This window comes from bacterium (genome assembly GCA_023150945.1).
Classification (GTDB): Bacteria; Zhuqueibacterota; Zhuqueibacteria; order Zhuqueibacterales; family Zhuqueibacteraceae; genus Coneutiohabitans.
Genome location: JAKLJX010000020.1, coordinates 47,952 through 71,672 on the forward strand (window position 1 = coordinate 47,952; position 23,721 = coordinate 71,672).

Here is a 23,721-nt window from a genome sequence, read left to right on the forward strand (position 1 = left end):
ACCGGACTTTTTTTCCCATTCACCGCGCGGGCCGCATTGCAGGTATATCTGTTTGGCAAACGATGCTTCCGGCGTGGGTCTGGCGCCGTCGGGCGTCTGATAACCGGCTATTAATGTTGCAACTACGCTGGGGCGCACAGGTTGGTATCGATCATCTCGACCGCGCGCATCCCAGCGGCAGTTTGTTCCTTGACAGCGACTTCTCTTGGCAGTGCCCTCGGTTCGGTGGCCACCCATCCCATTTTGAGATATTCAGGAAAGTATTGTCGTCGTCATGTGCAACTTCAGCGAAGAAATGAGGAGAATATGCCAGGCATCTTTGGAATAGTCGATCCGGCCGCGCACGGCGAACTCAGGAACAAAGCGGCGCAGAAGATGGCGCAGTCCCTGCTGCATTACCCGCGCTATCAGTGGGCCGTGAAACAATCCTCGGCCGCCACCATGGGCGTGGTGCACTTGGGCATCACGAGTTGGCAGCAAGCATGTTCCGTGGTGAGCAGCGCTGACGGCCGTTACCAGTTGGCTTTTGAAGGAGAGCTGTTCAATGTTGCCGAACTGCAGCACGCGCTGGCAGGAGATCAGGAAGAAGACAGTATGCCGGCTTCTCCATTGCATTTCGTTTTGCACCTGCTGATCCGCTCGGGCCCGGCCGCCCTGCCCCGTTTCAACGGTCTCTTTCAACTGGCCTTCTGGGACAACCTCAAACAGCAGCTGCTGCTCGCCGGCGACCGCATCGGCTTGCGCTCACTCTATTTGGCGCATCAGGGTGAAAGGCTGGCTTTCGCGCCGGAAGTGAAAGCACTGCTGACGCTGCCGTGGGTCTCCCGCGCGATCGACACGAATGGCGTGATGCAGTTCCTGCAGTATGGTAATGTGCTGGGCGACCGCACTTTCTTCCGTGAGGTGCAGTTTCTCCCCGGCGGTTGCTACGCCATTCATCATCGCGGCCGGCTCAGCATCGCGCGTTACTGGGGCATCAACTTCGAAGGCGAAAGCAAACTCGAGTTGAAGACGGCGCAAGAACGTTTTGTGGAACTATGGCAGCAGGTGATCCGGCGGCAGACCGAGGACGTCGGCAGGCTGCGCATGGGTGTGCTCCTGAGCGGCGGGCTGGATTCGCGGCTGATCTTGTCGGGCTGCGTGGCCCAAGGCCGGAAGCTGCCAACTTTCACGATGGGCGACCCGGAGAGTCTGGACGTCCGTCTGGCCAAGAAAACCGCGACCGCCGCCGAGTGCCGCAATCTCTTCGTGCCGATCGCGGCGGAAAGTTTCTTGCAAGGAATGGAGCGTGTCGTCTATCTCACTGACGGCATGTTCAATTGCTTTCACGCCAAGGTCAAGCATCTTTTCCCCAGCCTGGCGACGAACGCTGACGTCGTCCTCGAAGGGCTGTCTCCCATCGATAATTTCTTCTCCAAACGGCGGCTGCTGCTCGCCAAATGGTTCCTGCACAACGATCCCTATCTGTGGTTCCACGACCGGTTTGTGCATAACAACATTTTTGCCATTCCGGTCAAGCCCCATGTCAGCCTCAACCTAATCGATCCCAGCCTCCGCCCGCTGTGTGATTGCGCCAGGCCCCACCGGGATCTGGACAGCCTGGTGTGCTGCGAATCCTGTCCGAACGCCGGGCCCACGCAATTTCTGGATCGTTTCTTCTTCTATCATCGCATCCCGCGGTTTGCCGCATTCGGCTCCCGGTTGTTGCGCACCGTAGCGGAGGTCCGTTGTCCGTATTTTGACAGAGAGGTGCTTGAATTCACCACCCACCTGTCACCGGACCACCGTTCAGGCGACAAATTGCTGCAGAAGCACGCGATTGGCTTGTTGACCCCGGCGCTGGCGGAGATTCCCTGGGAACGCAGCGGCGTGCCGTTGAACGCCAGTCGCTTGCAGACGGATCTGGCAGTCGGGCGGAAATACGTGCGGGAACAGTCGTATGAATTCTTGGAGCATCGCTGCAAGATCTCGATCAAGAGCCTGCGGCCGGACAAGCTGCTCGATCTCGATGAAATGTTGCGCAGTGCGCCAGTCTTGCAGGAATACCTGCGCAGCCAGTTGCTCGACCAACCCCAACTTTCGGGGATTTTCGATCGCCCGACGCTGCGCACGCTCTTTGAGCGTCACCTCAGCCGCGCGGGCAATCATGCGGATTTATTGGGACGTGTTCTCACGGTGGAAACATGGCACAGACTGTTTGTCCGCAACACGGTCGCCCAGGACGTTCCACTCGCGGCCGAGAGTGAATGCGCTTCACCCGCAGTAGCCGGCATGCCGCTGGCATAGGTCAGCGCGAGGCGGTAGGCCAGCGGAAACGGTTTTGGGCTGAATGTGTCACGAGGAAGAGTTTGGGCGGCTGGCGCTGGCGCTGGCGGTTGCGTGGCCACTTCAACTTTGTGGCGGCAGACAAGAAGGGAACCCGAAGATTCCCTTTTTGCCGATGGCTGTGCTTCTGCCGTGGCCGCCGGGTAAGGCACCATGGGTGTGAGATCGGAATCCTGCCTCTATTTTCTCACCAGCACAACTTGCGCGGCGTCGGCCTTCACGACATTCGCCAGAAACTGGCGATACTCTTCATATTGTTGGGCCGGCAGCCGATTCGCGCGCATCTCCAACCGGCGCACGTAAAGCAACGCGCCCTCCTCCTGCACAACGGTAGTAGCCTCATATCCGCCGAATGAAGTCGTGAGTTTGACCGGTTCCGGCAAAGCCTCGATCGCAAAACCCTCGGGCAAGCGATAGTGAATGCTGTCGACGTCCACATAGGCGTAGGTCAAAAGCACCGGCTGCTTGCGGTCCGGCATCGCGGGCGGCACATATTTCCGGCGCTCCAGGAGATTCGGACGCAAGAACATGCGCGCGCCGGAAACGGCGGCAAACCGGGGCAGGGTGAGGGTGAGCGGTAAGGTGATCTCGCTGCTCTTGCGCTCGACGCCGGAAAAATCGACGCTGGTTATTTGAAAGCTGCCAATGGTAATTTGCCGGCGCAGCCAGTCCTCCCGTTCGCGCGGGGCGCTGTGCGCGAGTGCCGAACGCACGCGGACGTGCTGATTGCCGGTATAGCGCGTGCGCACTTCCGCGCCCGCGTTGCCCGCCGGGTCAACGATGACCCGTGCCTGCCGAATTTGCTGATTGTCGCCGGCCTGGCTGCGCGGCGTGCGCAGCAACTTCCCGCCTTCCGGCGTCACCACCAACACCTGGCGATCTTCATTGCCCCTGCCCACCTGGCCAAAGGGCATGAGAGCATTGGTGCATTCCAGCCACAACGTGTCCTGGGAGAACGGCACGCAGACAATCATGTGATTGAATTGATTGCTGGGAAAATCCGCCAGCACAGCGGCGGCGTCCGCACCGTTGTTGATGAGCGCGGGCCAGGCGCGGAGGTCAACCGCTGCCAGCATCGCAATCATGTAGTTCGACAGGGCCTTGCAATCGCCGTAGCCGCGCGTGCTCACGTAGGTAGCATCAAATGGCTGCCAGCCGCCGATGCCGAGCTGCACACTCACGTAGCGCGTGGTTGACTGCAGATATTCATATAATGTTCTTGCCTTTTCGCGAGGATTGGCAAAGGGCGCGGTGAGACTCATCACCTTTTCCAGCGCGGCCGGCGGCAAAACTGTCCGGCCTTGCGCGAGTTGGTGGAACCACCGGCCGAATGACTCCCAAGAAGACATGTCGCCGCTGTACCCGGCAATCTCGAACTGCGTGGGTGCCGTGAGCACGCCATCGGCCTGCTCCCGCCACCCCGGCCCTTCCGGCTCAGGCGCGAGCGGCTGCAGCATGGTTGCCTGCCAGCGCAGAGTCTTGAGTTTGTCATGATTTTCGAGCTGGGGATCGCCGATCGCGCCGCGCAGATAATAGCGCACCGGCATCTCCGCCGGCACGGTCAACTCGAAGCTGGAAAATTCCACCGGAAGATCATCCTCCTGCGGATACCAGGCGGGCCAACTGATCAAGCCCTGGTGCGCAATCTCGTATTCGAAAACCGCCGTGTACGGATAGACTTCATGGTAAAGTTGAGCATACCGCACGCGATGGTCCTCATAGAGTGAGAAGTCGGAAATGGCGCTTTCGTCTTTGAGATCACTCTTTTTGAGCTCGCGGATTTTGCGACCCTGCGCGTCCAACAGGCTGCCCTGCAGGCTTTTCAGCGAGCGGAAGCGGTCATAAAGCACCGCCTGCAGCGCATGCTCGCGGCCGTTCAGGTTGAGAACCGTGACGGCGCGTTGCACGTACGTATTGGCAAGTCCCGGTGCAGTGACGGTGAAGCGCAGCCTCTCCGAACGCACGACCGCATCTGCGCCGGCGGCCAGCGCGGCGGGGAGACGGGCAACATCGAACGGCGATTGACTCTCCTGCGCCAACGTTGCCGCGCGGAACGGAATCGCGGCAACGAGCATCAAACAGAAAAAGACAAAGCGTCGCGCGGAGAATGATTTCACTTGCGCCCCTCCGTTTTTGAGGTTGCGGTCACGCGCTTGAGCACCACCTGCTGCGCATGCGCGGCCACTATGCGATCGTAGAAATCGCGCAGGGCTTTATACTCCTGCGGATGAAACCGGACTTTGCGAATCACGATCTGGCTGATCATCTGCAAGTGGCTGCCGTTCACTTCCATGGCCCGGAGGAACTTCGCCCCACCGCCGGCCAAGTCCACGGAAATGTTGCCGGGGAGATCCTGCACCGCATAGTCGCTCGGCAGCCGCAAGTTGATGGTATAGAGTTGGACGCGGCCATAGGCAAAATCCACGGGAAAAGTGCGCTGCGGGTTTCTGAGAGGATTGGCTTCCGTACGGCCGAAAAACATGGGATTGAAGTAGAGGTTGTCACCGGCCACGTGGGTGTGTTCCGCGCTCGTAAACTGGGCTTGCGCGAGCAGTGGCGCCTCGCTTGAATCACGATTGCTGATGGCAAACGAATCCAATTGCGCTCCCGCCAGGCCGTTGAGCCAGCCGTCTTGAAGGAAATCTTCCTCCTTTTTGCCGTCGCGCAGACTGTGGCGGTCAAACAATGCGCTGTAGCCCCGGCCGCTGGCGGAAAAACTGCCGGTGAGGGTGCCATCGGCCGCCAACGCTGCGTCAACGAGTGTCTCGCGGAAATACGTTCCGGGATTGACGATGCTGACCCACTGCGGGTGCTTTGCCTTCACCAGCCAGCCGACTTGATTGAGTGCCGCCACCGGCAGCACGTCGAACGGGCGAAGCGGGTCGGTGGCATCGAGCAGATACTCTTTGGTGCCGATCCTGACATGGGTGAGAACGTGATCGAACTGCGAGAGGAGGGAATAGACATCGATGACGCGACCGTTGTCGCGCGTGCTGATGAGCACGGGATGCGCCTCCAGACCGGCGGCGCGCAACATGCCGGTAAGCATGAGCGCGATTTCCGGTCCGCCGCCGCGCCGGGCGGGCGAATGCTGGCGAGTTGGAATCGCATTTGGGCGCAGTAGTCCTCGACGGTGGTCATAAACGGCTCTTCGCGCAGCGCCGGCAGGTCTTTCATCACCCAGCGATGGTACATCGCTTTGAGGCGAGTGCTGCCACTGGTGGTAAAGGGCCGCTCGCCGGATTCATGCACATCGAACTTAGAGATCTCCTGGTGCACCAGAACGTAGTTGAACACACTGGGAATTTCGACGCGCAGCTCGCTCCAACGGGTCGGCTCGCTGTCTTGAAAAGACCAATTGGGCAAATAGACGGCGTATTTTGAATGCACGCGATAGCGATATTCCACCACGGCGCCGGGCACCAACGCCGGCAACGCAAAGCGGATTCGCCGGTGCTCATCGTCCACTTTCTCCTCGAAAATGGATTTCTTGTCAAGTTTCTCGCGCCGCACGGTGCCGTCGGCTGCGAGAATGAAGGTGAAGCCTTCGAGATCATTAATACGCTGGCTGCGGTCCTTGGCTCTGTAAGTCAAGAATACTTCGCCCCACTTGAAGCCAGCCGGCGAGAGTATCTTGATGCGGCGATGGCGCCAAAAATTCAGTTCATACTCGGTATCGAATGACACTTCGCCGAAATCACAGAGGATGACGGCGCTGGCGTTGGAATCGGCGGGAAACGATTTCATTTCCAAATCAGCGCGCGGTACTTCGCCCCATTTCATGGGTTTGTCCTGGGCCGGCAGCGGCATTTCGCCAAAAGCAAGAAACAGCAGCGCCACGCTCAAGGCGCACATGCGGGTCGCATTGTGATTGAACCGCCTGCTGCAACCGATCGCACCCCGCGATCGCGCTCGAAGAAAATGGTGTGATGGCATGACTTTCTCCCATTTGGTCCCAACTATCATCCGGTGCCCGGTCACCTTGAATTCTTGTAGTCCCGACCCTTTGTGGGTCGCTGGCGAAGCCAATGCTTGGAGCGACGCCCCACGCGGGGGCAGGGCGACGAAATCTCGGTAACAGAGCAATAGTCTGCTGCGAGCATGATGGCGTGCCGGCAGGAAAAGCGGCGCAGCAAATAGCCAATGCGTAAGGCAGGTGCGCGCTCGCCATCAATTATGCGATCACCCCTGTGAAGCGCCAGATATTACTGACAATCGACCGGAAATGCGAAACGCCATGGCAGCCTCCCTGTTTCGGAATTCTCCTTCGGCGGAATTCGGCGGCTCAGCCAATCGCCCCGCACGGCTATCGGCACAACGACCGGTTTCACATGCAAGCAGCTCGGCGCCGCCGCGGCCAACTCTTGCCGCCCTCGGCTGGAATCAGCCCAGGTGTGCGTTCGTCTGTTTGTAGACATCGGTGCTGAGGTACTTCAAGCCCGAATCCACCAGCAAGGTGACGACTCTGGCCTGCGGCCCCAACCGTTGCGCCACCTGAAGTGCGGCGAGGACATTCGCTCCCGAAGAGGTTCCCGCAAAGAGCCCCTCCTCGCGCGCCAAGCGCCTGGTCATGGCCTTGGCTTCCTCCGTGCTCACCGCGATGATATCATCCACCAGACTGGCTTCCCAAAGCGGCGGGACATAACCAATCCCGACGCCTTCGATTTTGTGCGGCCCTGCTTGTCTCCCCGACAAGACCGCGGATTCCGCCGGCTCGACGGCGACAATCTTGATTTGGGGATGGTAACGCTTCAGCACGGTGGCCACTCCGCGCAACGAGGCGGCCGTACCAACCGAATGAACAAAGGCATCGATGCGACCATCGGTCTGGCTCCAGATTTCCTCTGCCAGAGAAGCGTATCCGGCAATGCTATCGTGATTGTTGAGTTGGTCAGTCCAAAAGGTATGAGGCTTTTGACTGAATGCCCGCGCTGCCGCGATCATGTCCAAGATCAGCTTCTTCGTGGTGCGGCCACCTTCACTCGCGATCAGTGTGAGCTCCGCGCCCAGCGCAGTCATCTGAGTCAATTTGTCTTGACTGAAGGCATCGGAGGTGATGAGGTGCAGCCGATACCCTTTTGCGACACCAACCAAGGCGAGTGAAATGCCCGTGCTGCCGCCGGTGTATTCGACAATGGTGTCTCCCGGCCGCAAGCGGCCGTCCTGCTCGGCCCGCACAATCATCGCCTGGGCCGCGCGGTCTTTCATGCTGCCGGTGGGATTCTCCCATTCCAATTTCACGCAGATTTCCGCGCCGCCGTGCGGCACCACGTGGCGCAGGGGCACCAACGCCGTATTCCCGATGGCCTGCAGAATGTCGGCAAGAATATTCATGCGATTGTCCTCCCGCTACGTTCGGGCAATTGTCTTTTTGTGGGAAAACTCTTCTTGGGTGGAAAGAGGCGGCCGGTGGCCGCGTGGGGCCGCAATCATGCTGGTCATCATATCACCCCTTGATCTGAGCCCTCCTCGCAAGGCGCGGAGCTGGAGCTGCCCGCTTGCGAAGAGCTGCCGGACGAAAGGCCGGCACCGTCTGCGTTCTGTCACGCGGTACAATATAGCCCGGGCGGCGCTGCGATGCAAGAAGCGGGAACCTGAATTTTGCATCAGATCCCGACCAACGCCCGCCAAGGGGCAGCATTCAATTGAAAATTTCGTCGGGGATTGAATCTCTGGCTTCACCTCGTGGCCGAACGCGGCCCGGCTTGGCCATGCGTGCACTCGCACTTGTTGCACGCCGCGCGAGCAGAATTGCGGCAAACAAGGACCGCGCGCGGCAATCACCTCCCAATGAGTTCTTGACATTTTCAGCATATTGCGCTACCATCATCCCAACTTTTGGCTGTCGCTCTCAGCCTGATCGTGAACAGATGCTGCTCATCCGGGTGTCGCCGTCCACACGGAGGCGCGATGCTGCGCGAACAATCCCATCCCCCGCCGAAAACAAATGCCCAAGCCATGCGGATATGGCTTGGGCATCGCTTTATGTCAAGCTGCCATCTTTGACCCGCTGAGCAAGCCCTGAGCATGCGCGCGCAGCCGCCTCCCGGTCTCTGCACTCCATCCGCCCAACGGCTTCAGCAGCCAGTGCCACGCACAAACAAATTTGAAGGAGGGAGTACCGATGCAATCGATCCAACTGGCATTACCAGACTGGCTCATCATTGCGACGTATTTTCTCTTCGTCCTCGGCATCGGCGCCTATTTGAAGCGCTTCACCAAGGACGAGAGCGATTTCTTCCTGGCCGGGAGAAGAAACACCGCCTGGGTTTCCGGGCTGGCCTTTCTTTCCGCCAACCTGGGCGCGCTCGAACTGCTGGGCATGACGGGCAACACCTTGAAGTACGGCATGTATGTCGCCCATTTCTACTGGGTGGGCGCCATTCCCGCGATGGTATTTCTCGGCGTGTACATGATGCCCTTCTACTACAGCAGCAAAATCAAATCCGTTCCCGGCTACTTAAAACTCCGCTTCGATGAAAAGACGCGCGTGCTCAACGCCATTGCCTTCGGCGTGATGACCTTGCTGGTGTCGGGAATCAATCTGTACGCCATGGCGCTGGTGCTGCGCACATTTCTCGGCTGGAATTGGGATGTAAGCATGTGGGTTTCGGCTGCCACGGTTGCGGCCTACATCACGATGAGCGGATTGCTCTCGGCGATGTTCACAGAAATCATTCAATTCTTTCTGATCTGGTTTGGCTTGTTCCTCGTCGCGGTTTTGGGCATTCTCGAAGTGGGCGGCGTGCAGGAAGTGTTTGCGCGCGTGCCCACCGCCTATTCGGCGCTGTGGTCCACTTCGGGCAATGCCGCAGACAACGGCATGCTGGTCACCTGGGGCGGCGTTGTTCTGGGACTGGGTTTTGTCTTGTCGTTTGGCTATTGGACCACGGACTTTCTGGTGGTGCAACGCGCGATGGTGGCCAAGAATCTGCGCGCCGCGCGGCAAACGCCGATCCTGGCCTCCTTCTTCAAAATGGCCGTTCCCTTTCTGGTCATCGTGCCGGGTTTGATTGCCTACATCCTCTCGCATGATCCCGACAGCGGCTTTGCACTGCTGCAGGACGGCGGGGCGGTCAACTATGATTCCGCCCTGCCGCTGCTGGTCGCGCGCTATTATCCCATTGGGCTGGTGGGCCTCGGCATCACCGCGCTGCTCGCCGGTTTCATGGCGGGGCAAGCCGGCAATGTCAGTGCCTTCAACACGGTGTGGACCTACGACATCTATCAAGCCCTCTTCAAGAAGGACGCCTCGAGCGAACACCTCATGTGGATGGGGCGCGCCGCCACCATCGCCGGCATTCTCATCAGCGTGGTCACGGCATATTGGGCAAAGAGTTTCCCCAGCATCATGGACTACATGCAGGCGATCTTCTCCTGGGTGAATGCGCCATTGTTCGCGACCATGCTGCTGGGAATGTTCGTGCGCTGGATTACGCCCAGCGGCGCATTCTGGGGCTTGCTGGCCGGCATGGGATCTTCGGTTGCGCTGTTTCTGGCGGTGAAATTCGATTGGATCGGCAAAAGCTTGATCACCCTGTCGAGCGTCGCGAGCGATATGGCCGCGAATTTCTGGCGGGCATGGTGGGCATGGCTCATTTGCTTTGCCGTGACCATCGGCATCAGCCTCCTGACCAAGCGCAAGCCCGATGAAGAGCTGGTGGGCCTGGTGAAGGGTTTGACCAAGGAAGCTGCGGCGGCACACGTCCCGTTCTTCAAAACCCCGGAATTCTACGCACTGCTCTCGATGCTGGCGGTGATCGCCTTGAACATCTACTTCTGGTAGGGAGAAAAAGCATGAGCGACAAAACCGTTCACATGAAACCAATTTGGTATTTCGTCGGATTGATGCTGCTCAGCATGGGAAGCATCATTCTGTTGACCGGTGTGTACCTTTACTTTTCCGGGATTGACTACCGGACGGTGTTCGCCGAACTGCATCCCAATCTCTGGTGGGGCACAGTCATGATTGTGGCCGGCGCCCTGTTCTTCTTCCTCAACCGGAATGCAAGCGAATGATACGATGGCAAGACGCAATTTGCATGGCACGAGCATGAACCTCCCCACGCAGAATCGGCTGCGAATCCTCGCCGAGACTTTCGCGGCCCGCTTCGGAGACCGGCAGGACAAGATCATGGTGCGCTCCCCGGGAAGAATCAATCTCATCGGCGAGCACACGGACTACAACGAAGGCTTTGTCCTGCCGGCCGCGATTGACCGGGCCATCTGGTTCCTCGCGGCGCCGCGCGCAGACGAGCAGTTTCATTTCGTCGCAGCGGATCTGCACGATGACTTCGTCTGCGCGCGCACAACCCTCCGGAAATCTGCCCAAGCCTGGCCGAATTATCTGATGGGTGTACTCGAGCAAATAGGGAAAGCCGGCCGCGAGCTGCCGGGATGCGAGGTGGTGTTCGGCGGAGATGTGCCGATCGGCGCAGGCCTTTCCTCCTCTGCGGCCATCGCAGCCGGCTTTGCCTTCGCACTGAATACGCTGTTCGAGCTGGGATTCGACCGGCAGCAACTGGTTCGCCTTGCGCAGAAAGCCGAAAACGAATTCGTCGGCGTGCAGTGCGGCATTATGGATCAGTTCATCAACCTTTTTGGCCGCGAACAGAAGGTGTTGCGGCTGGATTGCCGCACGCTGGCCTACGAGTACTTTCCCTGCGCGCACGACGATGTATGCTTTGTGCTGTGCGATACCGGCGTAAGCCGGCGTCTGTCCGCGTCCGAGTACAACGTGCGCCGCAGCCAATGTGAAAGCGGCGTGGCCGTGCTGCGCCGGCATCAACCGGCCGTCCAGAGCCTGCGCGACGTGAACCTGGAAATGCTCGCGGCCTGCCGGCCAGAGCTGGAGCCGGTGATCTATCAACGCTGTGCTTATGTCGTTCGCGAAAACGCCCGGGTGCTGGCAGCATGCGAGGCCCTGTTGCGCAACAATCTGCAGGCCTTCGGCGCGCTGATGTTCGAATCACACGCCGGCTTGCGCGACGAGTACGAAGTGAGCTGCCGTGAGCTTGACACGCTGGTCGAGATTGCACGCGGCGTTCCGGGCGTGCTCGGCAGCCGCATGATGGGTGCCGGTTTCGGCGGTTGCACGCTCAATCTGGTGGAGAAGGACCGGCTCGCGCAATTTGAAGCAGCGGTGCACGCGGAATATCCGCGCAGCTCCGGACGCCCGGCTAGGACGCACGTCGTGCACCTCAGCGCCGGAACAGAATGCGTCGCACCGTAGGCCTTCACCCTGCGTGCGCTTGGACCGGCGATGGCCTCATGCCTGCCATCACTTGAGCAGCGCCAGCTTGCGCACTTGCGTGAAGTTCCCCGCGTCGAGGCGATAGAAGTACACGCCGCTGGGCAGCGCCTTGCCCGCATCGTCCCTCCCGCTCCACAGCACCTCGTATCGTCCCAGCGGCTGCGAGGCTGCAACGAGGGTGCGCACTTTTTGACCCAACAGATTGAAGATTTCCAGCAGAACAAAAGCAGTTTGGGGAAGCTCGTAGCGAATCACCGTTTCCGTGCCGGCCCGCATGCGCGCTGGCAGCAGGGGATTGGGATAGTTTTGATGAAGCATGAACTGCGCCGGTCTCGCGCTGCCTGACCTGTCGTTCACGGAAACCGGCTGGCCATGAATGAACGCACGCAAGAGCGGGTACTCAATCACAGCGAATCCCAAGAGCACGCGTTTCACCGGGCCGACGCCCGGCGCGTACCATTCGATCCAGCTATTATCGCAGCAGCCCCAATCAAAGAAAAAGCGGTAACACTCGGTGAAGGTGCCGGCCGGCACCGTGACGGTGTCGGTTTTGCTCTGCAGTTCAACCATCCATTTTTCTTCACCGAGTGCCAGGGTCCATTGCTCGCCGATCTCCGCGCTGAAATCCACCCAGGTGTGTTCGATGACACTCATCGGATCAAAGCGATAGGCAAGTCTGTTCTCTTCGGTGAGTCGCAGCGCAATGTCTTTGCGGTTCCAGAATTCATTGAAGCGATAAAAGAGGTAGCGCTTGCCCAGCGTGAAGGTGTCAGTGATGGTTTCGGTCATGGCCACGGGACCGTCAAACGTCCACGCATTTCCCTTCTGCAACGGGAAATAATTGCGCACCGCAAAGCGCCGGCAATCGCTCGTGTCAAATTCGCTGAGTGGAAAGATTTCATCTTCCGTGGGCGGGCAGGCGCCGTAGTAGTTGAACCGGGCATTGATCTTCTCAATTTGACCGGCGTCATGCAAGCGCCGCTCCAGTTCAAAGCCTTCGTTCTCTGCGATGTCATTGCCGGTTCGCGGCGCGCCGCCAATGACCGGCTGCGCGAGTTGCGTGACGAGAATGCCGCTGCGAAAATTCCGCACGATGGTATTTCGTTGAATCAGGGGGCGAGCGGTATCCATCACCGCGACACCGCCGCCAAAGTCGGCGCTGTTGCGCGTGATGGTGTTCTCGTATAGACTCGGCGTCGAACTGCCCGCGACAAAAATGCCGCCGCCAAAGTTGACGATCGCATCGCACATGGAGATGACGCTATTGTCATAGATGTGGTTGCTCTCGACCAACGGAGCGGAGCTGCCGAGGATCGCGATGCCGCCGCCCAGGGCGCCACAGGCAGCGGTCACGACATTCTCTCGCATCACATTTCGCCTGATGGTTGGCGAGGAGGAAAAGCAGTGAATCGCGCCGCCATAGATTTTGCCGTCAGCGGTGACAGTGCCGGAGCCGTGGCGCAACGTAAAACCTTCCAGGCATGCCGTTGCATCTTCGCCCGCAGCGAACGTCACCACGCTTCCCTGTTGCTTGCCATCGATGATCGTGCTGCGCGGGCCTGCGACACTCTTCAATACAATATTCTTGCCGCGAAAGTTGATGTTCTCCGTGTAGATGCCCGGGCTGACCAAAATGGTATCCCCGGCAGCGGCAGAGTCGAGGGCGGCCTGAATCGTGGTGAAACCTTCGGGAACGTGAATCGCCTTGGGTTGCGCCCACCCGGGGACGCTCCAGAACGTGACGATCGCGGCGGCAGAAAAGGATAACACAGCGCTGAGGACAGCCAGTCGTTTCTTCATGGTCATTTGCCTCTAAATATCTTCGATGCCATGCGGCACAATCCCATCCCAGCGACTCAGGGGCTTGATTCGTTGTTGCGTCAAAAGCGCCAAGCAAGCCAGATCAAACTCCCCTCGCGCCAACCTGGCATTCATGGGAAACGTCACAAGCATTGATCTTGGAGTTGGCAGTGGAGTACACTCTTACTGCAAAGCGCTCACTTCAAATTCCTGCAAAGCACCAACAGATTGAACTACCTGAAACCGCATTTGGTTTGCTCAAGATCGTGCCTGAACATCGAACGCTCGGCCGGCACAAATCGCCGTGCGCGGCATTTCTCATGTGAACAAAAAAAGCCAGGCGGGCATTGACGATTTCACCGCGTGGCTTTTTGGATCGCATAAACTCAGTGTGCGAGTTTATCTCCCGCTATTTTGAGTCAATGACAATTGCCGCTTCCTCCAAACCCTCCGAAGTTGCCTTTAGGGCAATCCGGCCCGGCTTTTCAGTGGATTGGATCACCGCCAGACATAGGCCGTTGAATGCCTTGCGAGAATTCGCCTTGAAGGGCTCAGCGCTGGTTTGAAGTCCATTGTCAACACCGGCGATGCGGCCCGCGCCGACGATTTCAAAGCTGATCAGATTATCTGCGCGCGGCGTCAACGTTCCTTCCTCATCCAACAACTTGACGGTGACGAAGGAAAGATCGCGGCCGTCTGCCGCAATCACATTTCTATCGGCTTCCAGAACGATTTTTGCCGGTGCGCCGGCGGTTTTGACTTCACGAGTCAAAATTTCCTTTCCGTCACTGCGTCCAATGGCCTTCAGCGCGCCCCGTGCAAACGCCACGCGCCATGCAAGGTGCAGATCATCTCCAGCTTTCCTTTTGGTTCCGAGTGATTGGCCATTCAAGAACAACTCTACCTCTTCGCAATTGGTGTATGCCCACACATCGATCGCATCGCCTTCGTTCCAATTCCAATGCGGGAAAACATGCAAAACCGGTTGGTCCGTCCACTCGCTTTGGTACATGTAATAGGCATCTTTGGGAAAGCCCGCGAGATCGACGATGCCGAAATAAGAGCTGCGCGAGGGCCAGCCATAAGGTGTGGGTTCGCCGAGATAATCGAAGCCGGTCCACACATACATGCCGGACAGAAAAGCATGCTTTTTTACGATCTTCCACGTCTCTTCGTGGGTTGAACCCCAGGGTGTGCTGCAGTTGTCATACGCCGAGCAAGTATTGTCCGGGTTTCCTTCATCAAAAGGCTTGTCCCACCGCTCCGGCCAGCGGCGGATGCTGTCGGCAGGCATGTCATAATGCCCTCGCGTTGCGAGAGCCGAGGTGGTTTCGGTGGCAATGAATTTCTTACCCGGATAGATTTTCGGGAAGTCGGGAAAAATATTCTGCTTGTAATTGTATCCGATCAAATCCAGCGCGCCGGATTTGATGACGGGATTCGCAGGATCCTGGTCGTTGCACGCCGCAGTGACGGGCCGCGTGGGATCGAGCCCTCTGACGATGGCTGCCAGCTTGCTGGCGATAACAATGCCGCTGCTGTCATTCCGGTTCCATTGTTCCATCACCTCGTTTCCAATGCTCCAGATGATGACACTGGGATGATTGCGGTCGCGCAAAATCATGTCCTCCAAATCGCGCTGATGCCATTCATCCCAGTTCATCGCGTAGTCATATTCCGTCTTTTTCTTTTTCCACATGTCAAAGGCTTCATCCATCACGATGAAGCCCATTTCGTCACACAAATCCAGCAGCTCCGGCGCCGGCGGATTGTGCGACGTGCGGATGCTGTTGACGCCCATGTCTCGCATGATTTCGAGTTGGCGCTGCAGCGCCCGGCGATTGACCGCGGCGCCGAGACAGCCGAGATCGTGATGATTGCAAACGCCCTTGAGCTTGACCGGTTTACCATTCAGAAAGAAACCGTTGTCGAACTCGAACGAAAAAGTGCGGATGCCAAATGTCGTGACATAATCATCGCAAACGCGGCCGTTGCATTCGATGGTTGTAACCGCCTGGTAGAGTTGGGGAGATTCAATCGACCACAATGCCGGATTCATGACGGTAAGCTGCTGTACAATTTCGCAGACTGAGTCCTTGAGCGCAACACCGGCAGATTTCACCGCGGTGACTTGTTTGCCATTCTGGTCAAAGACAGCCGTTTTCAGTGTGATCGGCTGATCCTGCGGTGACGCATTCCGCACTTTGGTTTGGATCGAGACCTTGGCTGATTGCTCGCTCACTTCGGGCGCCGTGACAAAGGTGCCCCAGTGATCGACGTGAACTTTCTCGGTGGTCACCAATCTAACATTCCGATAGATTCCTGAACCGGAATACCAGCGCGAATTGGGTTGTTGCGAGTTGTCGACTTTCACCGCCAACACGTTGTTTTGCGTTCCGTAGTTCAAAAACGGCGTCAGCTCATAACGAAAAGAGCTGTAACCATACGGCCGTTGGCCCAAATAGTGGCCGTTAATCCACACTTCACTGTTGCGGTAAACGCCGTCGAATTCAATGAAAGTCAGCTTGTCCTTGTCCACTTCAGGCAGCGTGAATGTTTTGCGATACCATCCGATGCCGCCAGGCAAAGCGCCGCCGCCGGGAGTCGCAGGATGATCTTTGCTGAAATTGCCTTCGATGCTCCAGTCGTGCGGCAGAGCAAGTGTTCGCCATTGCAAATCGTCCAGCCCGGTCTCCTGCCCGTTGGTGATCTCGCCCAGTTGGAATTTCCAAGTCTTGCCGAAGTTTTCGATTTTTCTGTTTTGGGATGAAGATGACGTGCATACAGTTGACAATAAAGCCGGGAGAATGAGCAGACAAGAACCAAGAAGGCATGTCACAGATTTCAACGTTGGCGTTTTCATCGTCAGTATTCCTCGTTTGCGACGCCGACCAATGATTCCATTGGGAACATTTCGCATCACTCAGGCTCAACTCGACACATTCACTGCTCAACATTCTTCCGCACTTTCCAGGTTACCGTAGTGGGAAGTGAATTGCCGGCGAAACTAAAGGCGCCATTTTTGCTGGTGAGAGTTATTTTGCGCAGCACCTGGTCTGCAGGCAGACAAACCAACCCTTGCGCGGTTAGCGCATCATTGGCGTAAACCACCAGTTCGATTTGCGACCAGTCCATCTGCGCCGTTGATTGCGCGAGCTTGAGGTGCGGAATCACCGCTCCTTCTTTCACCAGCACGACGATGGGAATCTCGCCGGCCTGTATGTTGTGCCAACCGCCGGCGTAGATTTTTTTGGTTTGATAGTCAATCCATTGACCCGGTGGCAGGTAAACGTTGCGCGCAGTGACATTTTCAAACAACGGCGCGACCAGCATGTCCGAGCCAAACAAGTATTGATCATCCACTTCCCATGAACCGGGATCATCCGGGAACTCCACGAATAGGGCGCGCACCATCGGTAGACCGCGTTCGGTGCAATCTTTCGCCTGGGCATAGACGTAAGGCATGAGCTTGTATTTCATCTCGCCGGCCTTGCGGAAGGCATTCATGAAATCTTCACCATATTCCCACGGCTCTTTGGGCGGCGCGCCGTGGCTGCGTGTATGAGAGGTGAGGAAGCCGAACGGCGCCCAGCGGCGATAAATGTCTTCCGGCGTGCGATGGACAAATCCGCCGATGTCATGCGCCCAGAATGAAAATCCCGAGAGTCCAAATGACAAACCCGCGCGCAGTGTTGCGGCCATCGCGGTGTTGGTGTTGGCGGGATCGCCACCCCAATGCACCGGATAGCGCTGGCTGCCGGCCCAGGCACTGCGCGCCCAAATGATCGTCTCGCCGGTGATCTGTTTGGTGATTTCAGCAACCGCCTTGTTATAACGCAGGGGATACAGATTGTGCTCGTAAAAACCGGTGCGACCTGAAGCATAAATTCCATCGGGAGGTGCAGCCTCGCCAAAATCGACTTTGATGACACCGACGCCTTGCTGCAGCAAGCCGCCGATTTTGTCCTGATACCATTTGATCGTCGCTGGATTCGACAAATCGAGAACAGCGTCTTCGTAAGGCAGATTGCCTTTGCGATCCTTCACAAAAAGATTCTTTTGTATGATTTCAGGAAATAACGTGTTCTTTGGCGTGAAATAGGGCAACTGCCACAGGCAAGTTTGGATGCCCATCTTTTTGAAGTCGGCCATCATTTGCGCGGCATTGTCGAAGCGCGATTTGGAAAACTGGTAATCACAGCGCCAATCGGTTTCAAACCAGCCAGTGTCGAAATGAATCACATCGCACGGGATTTTGTTGTCGCGAAGTTTTCTGACAACCGAGCGGCCTTCGGCTTCGGAGAAGTAGGTGATGCGGCTCATCCAGAAACCGAATGACCACAACGGCGGCATGGCGGCTTTGCCGGTGAGATCGGTGTATTCATCGAGAATGTCCTTGGGGCTGCCGAGAAAAACGAACAGGTCAAGCTCATCGTCGCCCATCATCAGCGCCATGTTGCCGCTGTAATACTTGCCGAAATTGCAGGTGATCGGCGAAGAGGTGTGCATGAACATCCCGTAGCCGCGACTGCTCATGAAAAATGGAATGGGCTTGTACATCGTCTCGTTTTGCACGCCGTTGGAATCGTCCGTCCACAAAACTACTTTCTGGCCGCGCTTGTTGAATGCCGTGAACGACTCGCCGCAGCCGAAGATTTTTTCATCGGGTGAGAGCGAAAACACCGCTGCCATGCTCGTGGAATAATCAGAAGCGCGGCGAACATAACAGAAAGGCAGCAACGGCGTGAACGTTTCTGCGCCATCGTTGATATGAATCGTGCGCGTGAGCAGCTTTCCAGCGCCATCGCGTATCTCAATGTGCCAGGGCGCTTCGCGGATGATGACCGAACCGTATGGGCTGGTGTAAAGATGGCCGCCATTAATTTTACTGTATCGCCAGGCGCTGTTGTCCAGCGGCGCTTTGCCGTTGACCAGCATGAGAGATTCCTGCTCCGGCATGATCTGAAAGCGCGAGCTTGCCCGCATGCGGATCGTGCGCGCCGAGACAAACTCAACCGAAAAAGGCAGCGCCGGTGCAGCGGCATATTCAACCGTCGGGAACTCATTGGCAGCGGCTCGCTGCAAGACGGCTAACATGTTGTTGAAAGCGTGGCGCGTGGCGTATTCATAGCGCCGGTAAGTCAGCTCACCCTTGCCGGTTTTCGGATCAAAGGCGGAAAGGCTGTCCGCTACATAATAAGTATTTGAGAAATTTCGAAAATCATCGCTGATATCAATCGGCTCATTCAACAGATGTTGATTCTTATCTGGTGAATGCATCGGAATCTGCGCCAAGGCGGTGGTGTGTATCCACGCGCTTGCAAGCACCGCAATGGCAAAGGAACAGAGTCGATCATAGATGCCTGGTCTGTGGTTCATAAAATCCCGCTTATGGTTTTATGTTCAACTTGTAAATCTCGCTGCCCGCCAACAAGAATGCGCCGGAGCCATACTCTTGAAAGTTTTCCCTCGTGACTTTGTCCGGCGCGGCGCCAATCGGCTGCACCCATTGCAGTTTGCCTTCAGCCGTCACCCACGAATTCAGACCTTGCCAAGCCTTTTTCACGACGGGCAAATATTCGTCTTTACTCAAGAGTCCGTTGTTGATGCCCCACGCCAAGGCATAACAAAAAAACGATGAACCGCTGGTCTCCGGATGCGGCACTTCCTTGGCATCCAGCAAACTGGGCCGCCACAAGCCGTCTTCTCCTTGAATTCTCTTGATCGCGGCGGCCATTTCCTGCAGTAATGCCACATAGCGATCGCGGAAAGGATCATCCTTTGGGAGGTATTGCAGCACTCGCACGGTGCCTGCCATCACCCAACCGTTGCCTCTCGCCCAAAAAGTTTTGCTGCCATTGGGTGTTTTCTTGTCGAAATAGGATTGGTCTCGAAAGAACAGGTGTTCTTCCTTGTCATAGAGAAAATCGTGTGTATCCCAAAACATGGTGTTGAGAAATCCGAGATAGCGATTGTCACCAGTTGCCGCCGCCAGCCTGGCCAGCACCGGTGGCGCCATGAATAGCGCATCGCACCACCACCAATCCTCGCGGCCGGACTTGGGGTCGGCGATGAGCGAATCAAACGTGCTCTGGACGTCCGCGATCATCCCGGGCTTTTGCATGATTTCATAGATTTCCAGAAACGTCTGGCCGCGGGCATGATCGTCGGCATGCCGCAGTCGCCTGGCCAGTTTCCAGTCGCATGATTCCGACCAGGCGATGGCGGCATCGAGGTATTTCTTTTCCTGCGTCGTTCGGTAGGTCGCCATCACGCCGGTGTAGAAAGCGGCGCGCGCCCAGTCATTCTCATTGCGTTCATTGAGCGCCACGGGATTCTGCAGTTGCCAGTCGCAGACTTTTTTCATCACTGTGGAGGCAAATGACTGTGAGAAGACATTCATCTCCCTCTCCTGGCTGCGCGTCACTGTGCTGATGATCGCTGCGAATACAAGAATCAAGCAGAAAGGGCCGAAAAGTTTTCGCATGTTGCTCAAGCCTCGTTTGGTGAATCAGGTGATTGGACGAGTGCGGGAGGAGCCTCGGATTTCTTTCACAAGACCAGCGTGACAATCGAATGCGCCGGACTATTCGTTTTCACCGCCTGGTTTTCAATCCAAGCATGAAACGCGATATCCTTTTCCGTTTGATTCATCACCACCACGGCAATTTTCCCGTCAGGATTGAGAAATGCCGTTGCCAAAAGATCATCGTGATTGGAAGAACAAATGATGCGCTTGGCGCCGGGGCGGAGGAATTTCGAAAAATGCCCGAGATAGTAAAAAGAATTCATATAGGTCAGCTCGCCGGTTTTGGTGTTACAGATAATCGGCGCCATGCAAAAATTGCCGACGTGGTTCGGACCGCCGCGCTCATCGAGAATGACATTCCAAGCCACCCAACCTGAAGCCCAGTTGTTCAAATCCATGATGATCGACTTGCCAAAGAACTCGCCCCATTGCCAGTCTTTGACTTTGTTCGCATCGAAATTGGCCTCGGTGCCCTCCGTGAAGACCAGCTCCTTGTCCGGATAAGCGTCATGCACCAGCCGGACGTTGTCGAAATGATCACCAACGTACCAATGAAAGCCGGCGCCCCACACATACTTCGACGCCACCGGATCGTCGTAAACAACTTTTGCGCGTTGATACATGATGCCGCGGTTGTGATCCCAGATCATCAGCTTGAGGCGCGACAAGCCGGCGCGTTCCAATGCCGGCCCGAGATGGTATTTCACAAAATCCCGTTCTTCCGTCGCGGTGAAGATGCACGATTCCCAGGTTTGCACGGCCATCGGCTCGTTTTGCACGGTCAACCCCCAAATCGGCACGCCGGCTTTTTCGAACTCCTGAACGAAGCGGACGAAATAGTTCGCCCAGGTTTGGTTGTATTCCGGCCGCAATTTGCCGCCCTGCAGCATGTTGTTGTTGGTTTTCATCCACGCCGGCGGACTCCAGGGAGAAGCGAACAATTTGAACTCGGCGCCGGCCTGCGCGAATGCGGCTTTGATGAAAGGAATCTTGTATTTCAAATCCGGCGCAATGCTGAAGTGTTGCAAACTGCTATCGCCGGGAATTTCCGCATAGGTGTAGCTTGAACTGGAAAAATCGCAACTGTGAATATTCGTCCGGCACAGCGTGAAGCCGATGCCCTGCGCTTTGTCAAAAAAGGCGGTGAGGATTTCCTGTTGTTGTTTCGCGGGCAATTTGTAAAACGTCTCAGCGGAGGCATCCGTCAGCGCGCCACCGATACCGACGAGGGTTTGAAACGTCTTGTCCTTGTCGAGGATAATGGTCGGCGTGTGCTCATCCGGTTGTTCGAGCGGGAGAAAGGTCAGCGGCTCTTTTTTTGTGATTCTGTCGTTCGTTGCCTTGGCGGTGACATAAACCTCGGCTTTGCTCCACTGCCTCGCGGCAGAAGCATTGACATCTTGAGGTCCGTCCAACGCCTGCGCGGCAGCATAGGTCGAGAACGACACAATCAGCGTCAGGCAAAGGGCAGTGAGTTGTTTGGTAAATGGCAGCATGGCGTTTCTCCAGAGCAAATAGTGAGTTCTGTTTCAACAGTCACAGAAAGTCCGACGCTGGCATGTGCGTGGGTGTTGGCTGCACTGCTTCAGGCAAACGGCGCGGTCCTGCGCTGTAAAGCAGAGCTTCGCGTCTGCCCATTCTTTCTCTGAACTTCTCGAGTTGAGTTGATTGTGCTGATCACCGCTGCTCCTGTTTTTTCTCGTACTCTGCATTGGAGTTTCTAAAAGCGAGTAGGAGTAAGAACAACAAGCCCTACCTCACCAGGGCCAGCTTCCGGGTGAGTGTGGTTTGCGAAGTCGAAAGCCGATAGACGTAAGTGCCGCTCGCCAGGCCTGCTGCATCGAAATCGACCGAATGCTTGCCGGCGGCCTGGAAGTCATCCACCAATACTGCCAACCGCTGGCCGTTCATGTTGAAAAGCTCGAGGCGCACACGCAGGTTTGCCGGCACTTCATAAACGATGCGCGTGCCTGCCTTGCACGGATTGGGGAAATTGGCTTCCAGGCGAAAGCCGCGCGGCCCCTCTGGCACTGCCGGCGCGCTGACGGAAGTCACGCCGTGGAGCTTGATCAACTCGATGCCTGCACCGATGCCGAGATCGCGCGAATACTGCTGGTCATTGGCGTTATTCCAATGCTCGTGCACGCCCAGGCTGGCAAGCACAATTCCGTCTTTTTCAGGATCATACTTGATGCCAGCGGGCCAGGTGCTCGAGTCCGCAGCTTGATGGAGATGATCATCAACGCCCACCATTTGCGGATAGGTTTCCGCATGCTGGTCGCCGGTGAATTCGGCCTTGAGAAGATCAAAACAGACGGATTCCAGCGCCACCTGATCCTGCGACATGAGGATCGAAGAGGGCCAGTCATTGTTGAACGGCGCCATTTTGAATTTGACCGGACGAAGATTCGCGCCGGGTCCGCCCCACAGACCATCCACGACATTGAGAATGGTGTTGCCTCCCAACTTCTCGTGTCCCATCAAATCAACCAACACGCGATAAAGCCCGTAGCCGTCGCGCTGGGGAGCGGCGGTCGGCAGGCCGTCAGGATTGACCAAGCCGTTGTGGACGTGCAAAGCGTTGGTGCGGGTATGCGAGCCGAAATGGCATTTGGCCAACAGCGTCACGCCGGCTCTTTCGTGCACCTTCAGCGCGGCGAGGTTGATCATGTAATCGGCTTGTTCAATGACCGCGTACAGCTTGTCATCGTAAATAGGAACGCCCTTGGTGGCATCGCCCCAATCACCGGAACGCAACACCGCGCCGCGATCGGAATAGAACAAACTCGCCCGGCTGCCGGCCAGCGATTTGGTGCGGCCGTTGCCTCCCACGCTCGAAATGTACTTCACGTTGGGAAATTCAGTGTGCCAGATGTCCCAGTAGTCATTGGGCACACTCTGAATCGGATCGCCCACTGAGATGTTTTCCTGCGCAACGCCGGCGACATTGACCAATTGCCGCAAAATGGCGAGCACCGGCTGCGGCGAGGTTTTGGCCATGGTGTAGTTGCTCAAGCCGCTATAGTTGTGAGAGCCGTCCACCGGCGTGCTCACCGCATTGGTCTTGATGAAAATCTTCTGGCCGGGTTGATAACCCACCGCGCCCCTGCCCTTGTGCTGGTTGAAATGAATGAACAGCGCGTTCCAGGCCGCGCTCACCGAAGGCTCGCCGGTCAGGCTCAGCAAAGATCGGTCGATCATTGCCTGGATGACATTCATATTGGAGTTTTTGGGCTCGTGGTAGGCTTCTCCCCAATTATCATTTCTGCAACTCTCGTTCGTGGCCTCCGGATTCCACGCCCAAACCACCCGTCCGGGAAAGATTCCCTGGCCATTTCCCATGGGCTGATTGGACGGATCCCGCGAGCGGGAATCGGCATAGACAAAGGGCTGGTCGGCTTGCAAAGCAAGGAATCCGCTGATTGCCGCAAGAATCAGAAACAGTGCGGCGATCGCGTAGCGCGCGCTCCGCCAATGCGCCTTGGCCTTGACCAAGGCCAATGCCGAAGCGGCCAGGCCGAGTATGTAGAGCACAAAAGCAGAGGCTACCGGAAAGGCGGCACGCATGCAGGGATAGGCGGCACGGCTCGGTTTGGGAATGACGCGGACAAGAAACCAGATCAAAGCGCCGAGTCCGATGAGATGGAAATATAGTCTTCCAAAGGTCAGGCGCTTAGAAGATTGATCTGTGGATGATTCGGATTGCTTGGGGTTCGCATTCATGATCATTTTCTCCAATGCCCGGTTGCCAATGAGATCGTACGGTTGGAATTGCGCGCGGAAGAATTGTCCAAGAACGGTTGCGGCGGCATTG

Annotated in this window: 14 protein-coding genes; 4 read left to right on the forward strand and 10 right to left on the reverse strand. The window is 57.0% G+C overall.

Annotated features, from left to right (window positions below):
* Positions 1–306: 306 nt before the first annotated feature.
* Positions 307–2,286, forward strand: a complete 1,980-nt coding sequence (locus L6R21_21685) for an asparagine synthase-related protein (protein ID MCK6561819.1) — start codon at positions 307–309, stop codon at positions 2,284–2,286.
* A 218-nt stretch (positions 2,287–2,504) separates the two neighbouring features.
* On the opposite strand, the gene L6R21_21690 is transcribed toward L6R21_21685, so the two are convergent.
* The 4 genes from L6R21_21690 to L6R21_21705 form a co-directional block, all read right to left on the reverse strand.
* Positions 2,505–4,442 (reverse strand): DUF3857 domain-containing protein, encoded by a 1,938-nt coding sequence (locus L6R21_21690; GenBank protein ID MCK6561820.1) that lies wholly within the window; start codon positions 4,440–4,442, stop codon positions 2,505–2,507.
* Complete coding sequence (locus L6R21_21695; protein ID MCK6561821.1) at positions 4,439–5,179, reverse strand: hypothetical protein; 741 nt, start codon at positions 5,177–5,179, stop codon at positions 4,439–4,441. The genes L6R21_21690 and L6R21_21695 overlap by 4 nt, the downstream gene beginning before the upstream one ends.
* Entirely contained in the window at positions 5,146–6,411 is a 1,266-nt protein-coding gene (locus L6R21_21700) for a DUF3857 domain-containing protein (protein ID MCK6561822.1), read from the reverse strand. The genes L6R21_21695 and L6R21_21700 overlap by 34 nt, the downstream gene beginning before the upstream one ends.
* A gap of 297 nt (positions 6,412–6,708) precedes the next feature.
* On the reverse strand, positions 6,709–7,659 hold the full coding sequence (locus L6R21_21705) for a cysteine synthase family protein (protein ID MCK6561823.1): 951 nt from the start codon (positions 7,657–7,659) through the stop codon (positions 6,709–6,711).
* Positions 7,660–8,449: 790 nt separating this feature from the next.
* Between L6R21_21705 and L6R21_21710 the strand changes: the two genes are divergently transcribed.
* From L6R21_21710 to galK, 3 genes are read left to right on the forward strand one after another with little or no spacing between them, the layout of a single operon-like run.
* Positions 8,450–10,111, forward strand: coding sequence for a sodium:solute symporter family protein (locus L6R21_21710; protein MCK6561824.1), 1,662 nt, complete (start codon positions 8,450–8,452; stop codon positions 10,109–10,111).
* A gap of 11 nt (positions 10,112–10,122) precedes the next feature.
* Entirely contained in the window at positions 10,123–10,344 is a 222-nt protein-coding gene (locus L6R21_21715; protein ID MCK6561825.1) for a hypothetical protein, read from the forward strand.
* Positions 10,345–10,348: 4 nt separating this feature from the next.
* Positions 10,349–11,557 carry a galactokinase gene (galK, locus tag L6R21_21720; protein ID MCK6561826.1) on the forward strand — a complete coding sequence of 403 codons (1,209 nt, stop codon included), beginning with the start codon at positions 10,349–10,351 and terminating at the stop codon, positions 11,555–11,557.
* A gap of 48 nt (positions 11,558–11,605) precedes the next feature.
* Here the strand turns inward: galK and L6R21_21725 are convergent, their stop codons facing one another.
* From L6R21_21725 to L6R21_21750, 6 genes are all read right to left on the reverse strand, one after another.
* The gene (locus L6R21_21725; GenBank protein MCK6561827.1) at positions 11,606–13,378 is read right to left on the reverse strand and encodes a right-handed parallel beta-helix repeat-containing protein; all 1,773 of its coding nucleotides are present in this window, start codon (positions 13,376–13,378) and stop codon (positions 11,606–11,608) included.
* Positions 13,379–13,787: 409 nt separating this feature from the next.
* The gene (locus tag L6R21_21730; GenBank protein MCK6561828.1) at positions 13,788–16,241 is read right to left on the reverse strand and encodes a DUF4982 domain-containing protein; all 2,454 of its coding nucleotides are present in this window, start codon (positions 16,239–16,241) and stop codon (positions 13,788–13,790) included.
* 80 nt (positions 16,242–16,321) lie between these two features.
* Positions 16,322–18,658, reverse strand: a complete 2,337-nt coding sequence (locus tag L6R21_21735; GenBank protein ID MCK6561829.1) for an alpha-xylosidase — start codon at positions 18,656–18,658, stop codon at positions 16,322–16,324.
* Between the two features lie 109 nt (positions 18,659–18,767).
* Positions 18,768–19,781, reverse strand: a complete 1,014-nt coding sequence (locus L6R21_21740) for a glycoside hydrolase family 88 protein (protein ID MCK6561830.1) — start codon at positions 19,779–19,781, stop codon at positions 18,768–18,770.
* Positions 19,782–19,930: 149 nt separating this feature from the next.
* Positions 19,931–21,403, reverse strand: a complete 1,473-nt coding sequence (locus L6R21_21745; protein ID MCK6561831.1) for a glycosyl hydrolase — start codon at positions 21,401–21,403, stop codon at positions 19,931–19,933.
* A gap of 256 nt (positions 21,404–21,659) precedes the next feature.
* A complete protein-coding gene (locus L6R21_21750; protein MCK6561832.1) occupies positions 21,660–23,630 on the reverse strand; it encodes a DUF362 domain-containing protein in 1,971 nt (656 codons plus the stop codon).
* Positions 23,631–23,721 lie beyond the last annotated feature (91 nt).

Coding starts and splice junctions, on each gene's coding strand:
- L6R21_21685 (MCK6561819.1), top strand. CDS start 307: ATGCCAGGCATCTTTGGAATAGTCGATCCGGCCGCGCACGGCGAACTC.
- L6R21_21705 (MCK6561823.1), bottom strand. CDS start 7,659: ATGAATATTCTTGCCGACATTCTGCAGGCCATCGGGAATACGGCGTTG.
- L6R21_21740 (MCK6561830.1), bottom strand. CDS start 19,781: ATGAATGTCTTCTCACAGTCATTTGCCTCCACAGTGATGAAAAAAGTC.
- L6R21_21725 (MCK6561827.1), bottom strand. CDS start 13,378: ATGAAGAAACGACTGGCTGTCCTCAGCGCTGTGTTATCCTTTTCTGCC.
- L6R21_21715 (MCK6561825.1), top strand. CDS start 10,123: ATGAGCGACAAAACCGTTCACATGAAACCAATTTGGTATTTCGTCGGA.
- L6R21_21745 (MCK6561831.1), bottom strand. CDS start 21,403: ATGCTGCCATTTACCAAACAACTCACTGCCCTTTGCCTGACGCTGATT.
- galK (MCK6561826.1), top strand. CDS start 10,349: ATGGCAAGACGCAATTTGCATGGCACGAGCATGAACCTCCCCACGCAG.
- L6R21_21710 (MCK6561824.1), top strand. CDS start 8,450: ATGCAATCGATCCAACTGGCATTACCAGACTGGCTCATCATTGCGACG.
- L6R21_21750 (MCK6561832.1), bottom strand. CDS start 23,630: ATGAATGCGAACCCCAAGCAATCCGAATCATCCACAGATCAATCTTCT.
- L6R21_21730 (MCK6561828.1), bottom strand. CDS start 16,241: ATGAAAACGCCAACGTTGAAATCTGTGACATGCCTTCTTGGTTCTTGT.
- L6R21_21735 (MCK6561829.1), bottom strand. CDS start 18,658: ATGCATTCACCAGATAAGAATCAACATCTGTTGAATGAGCCGATTGAT.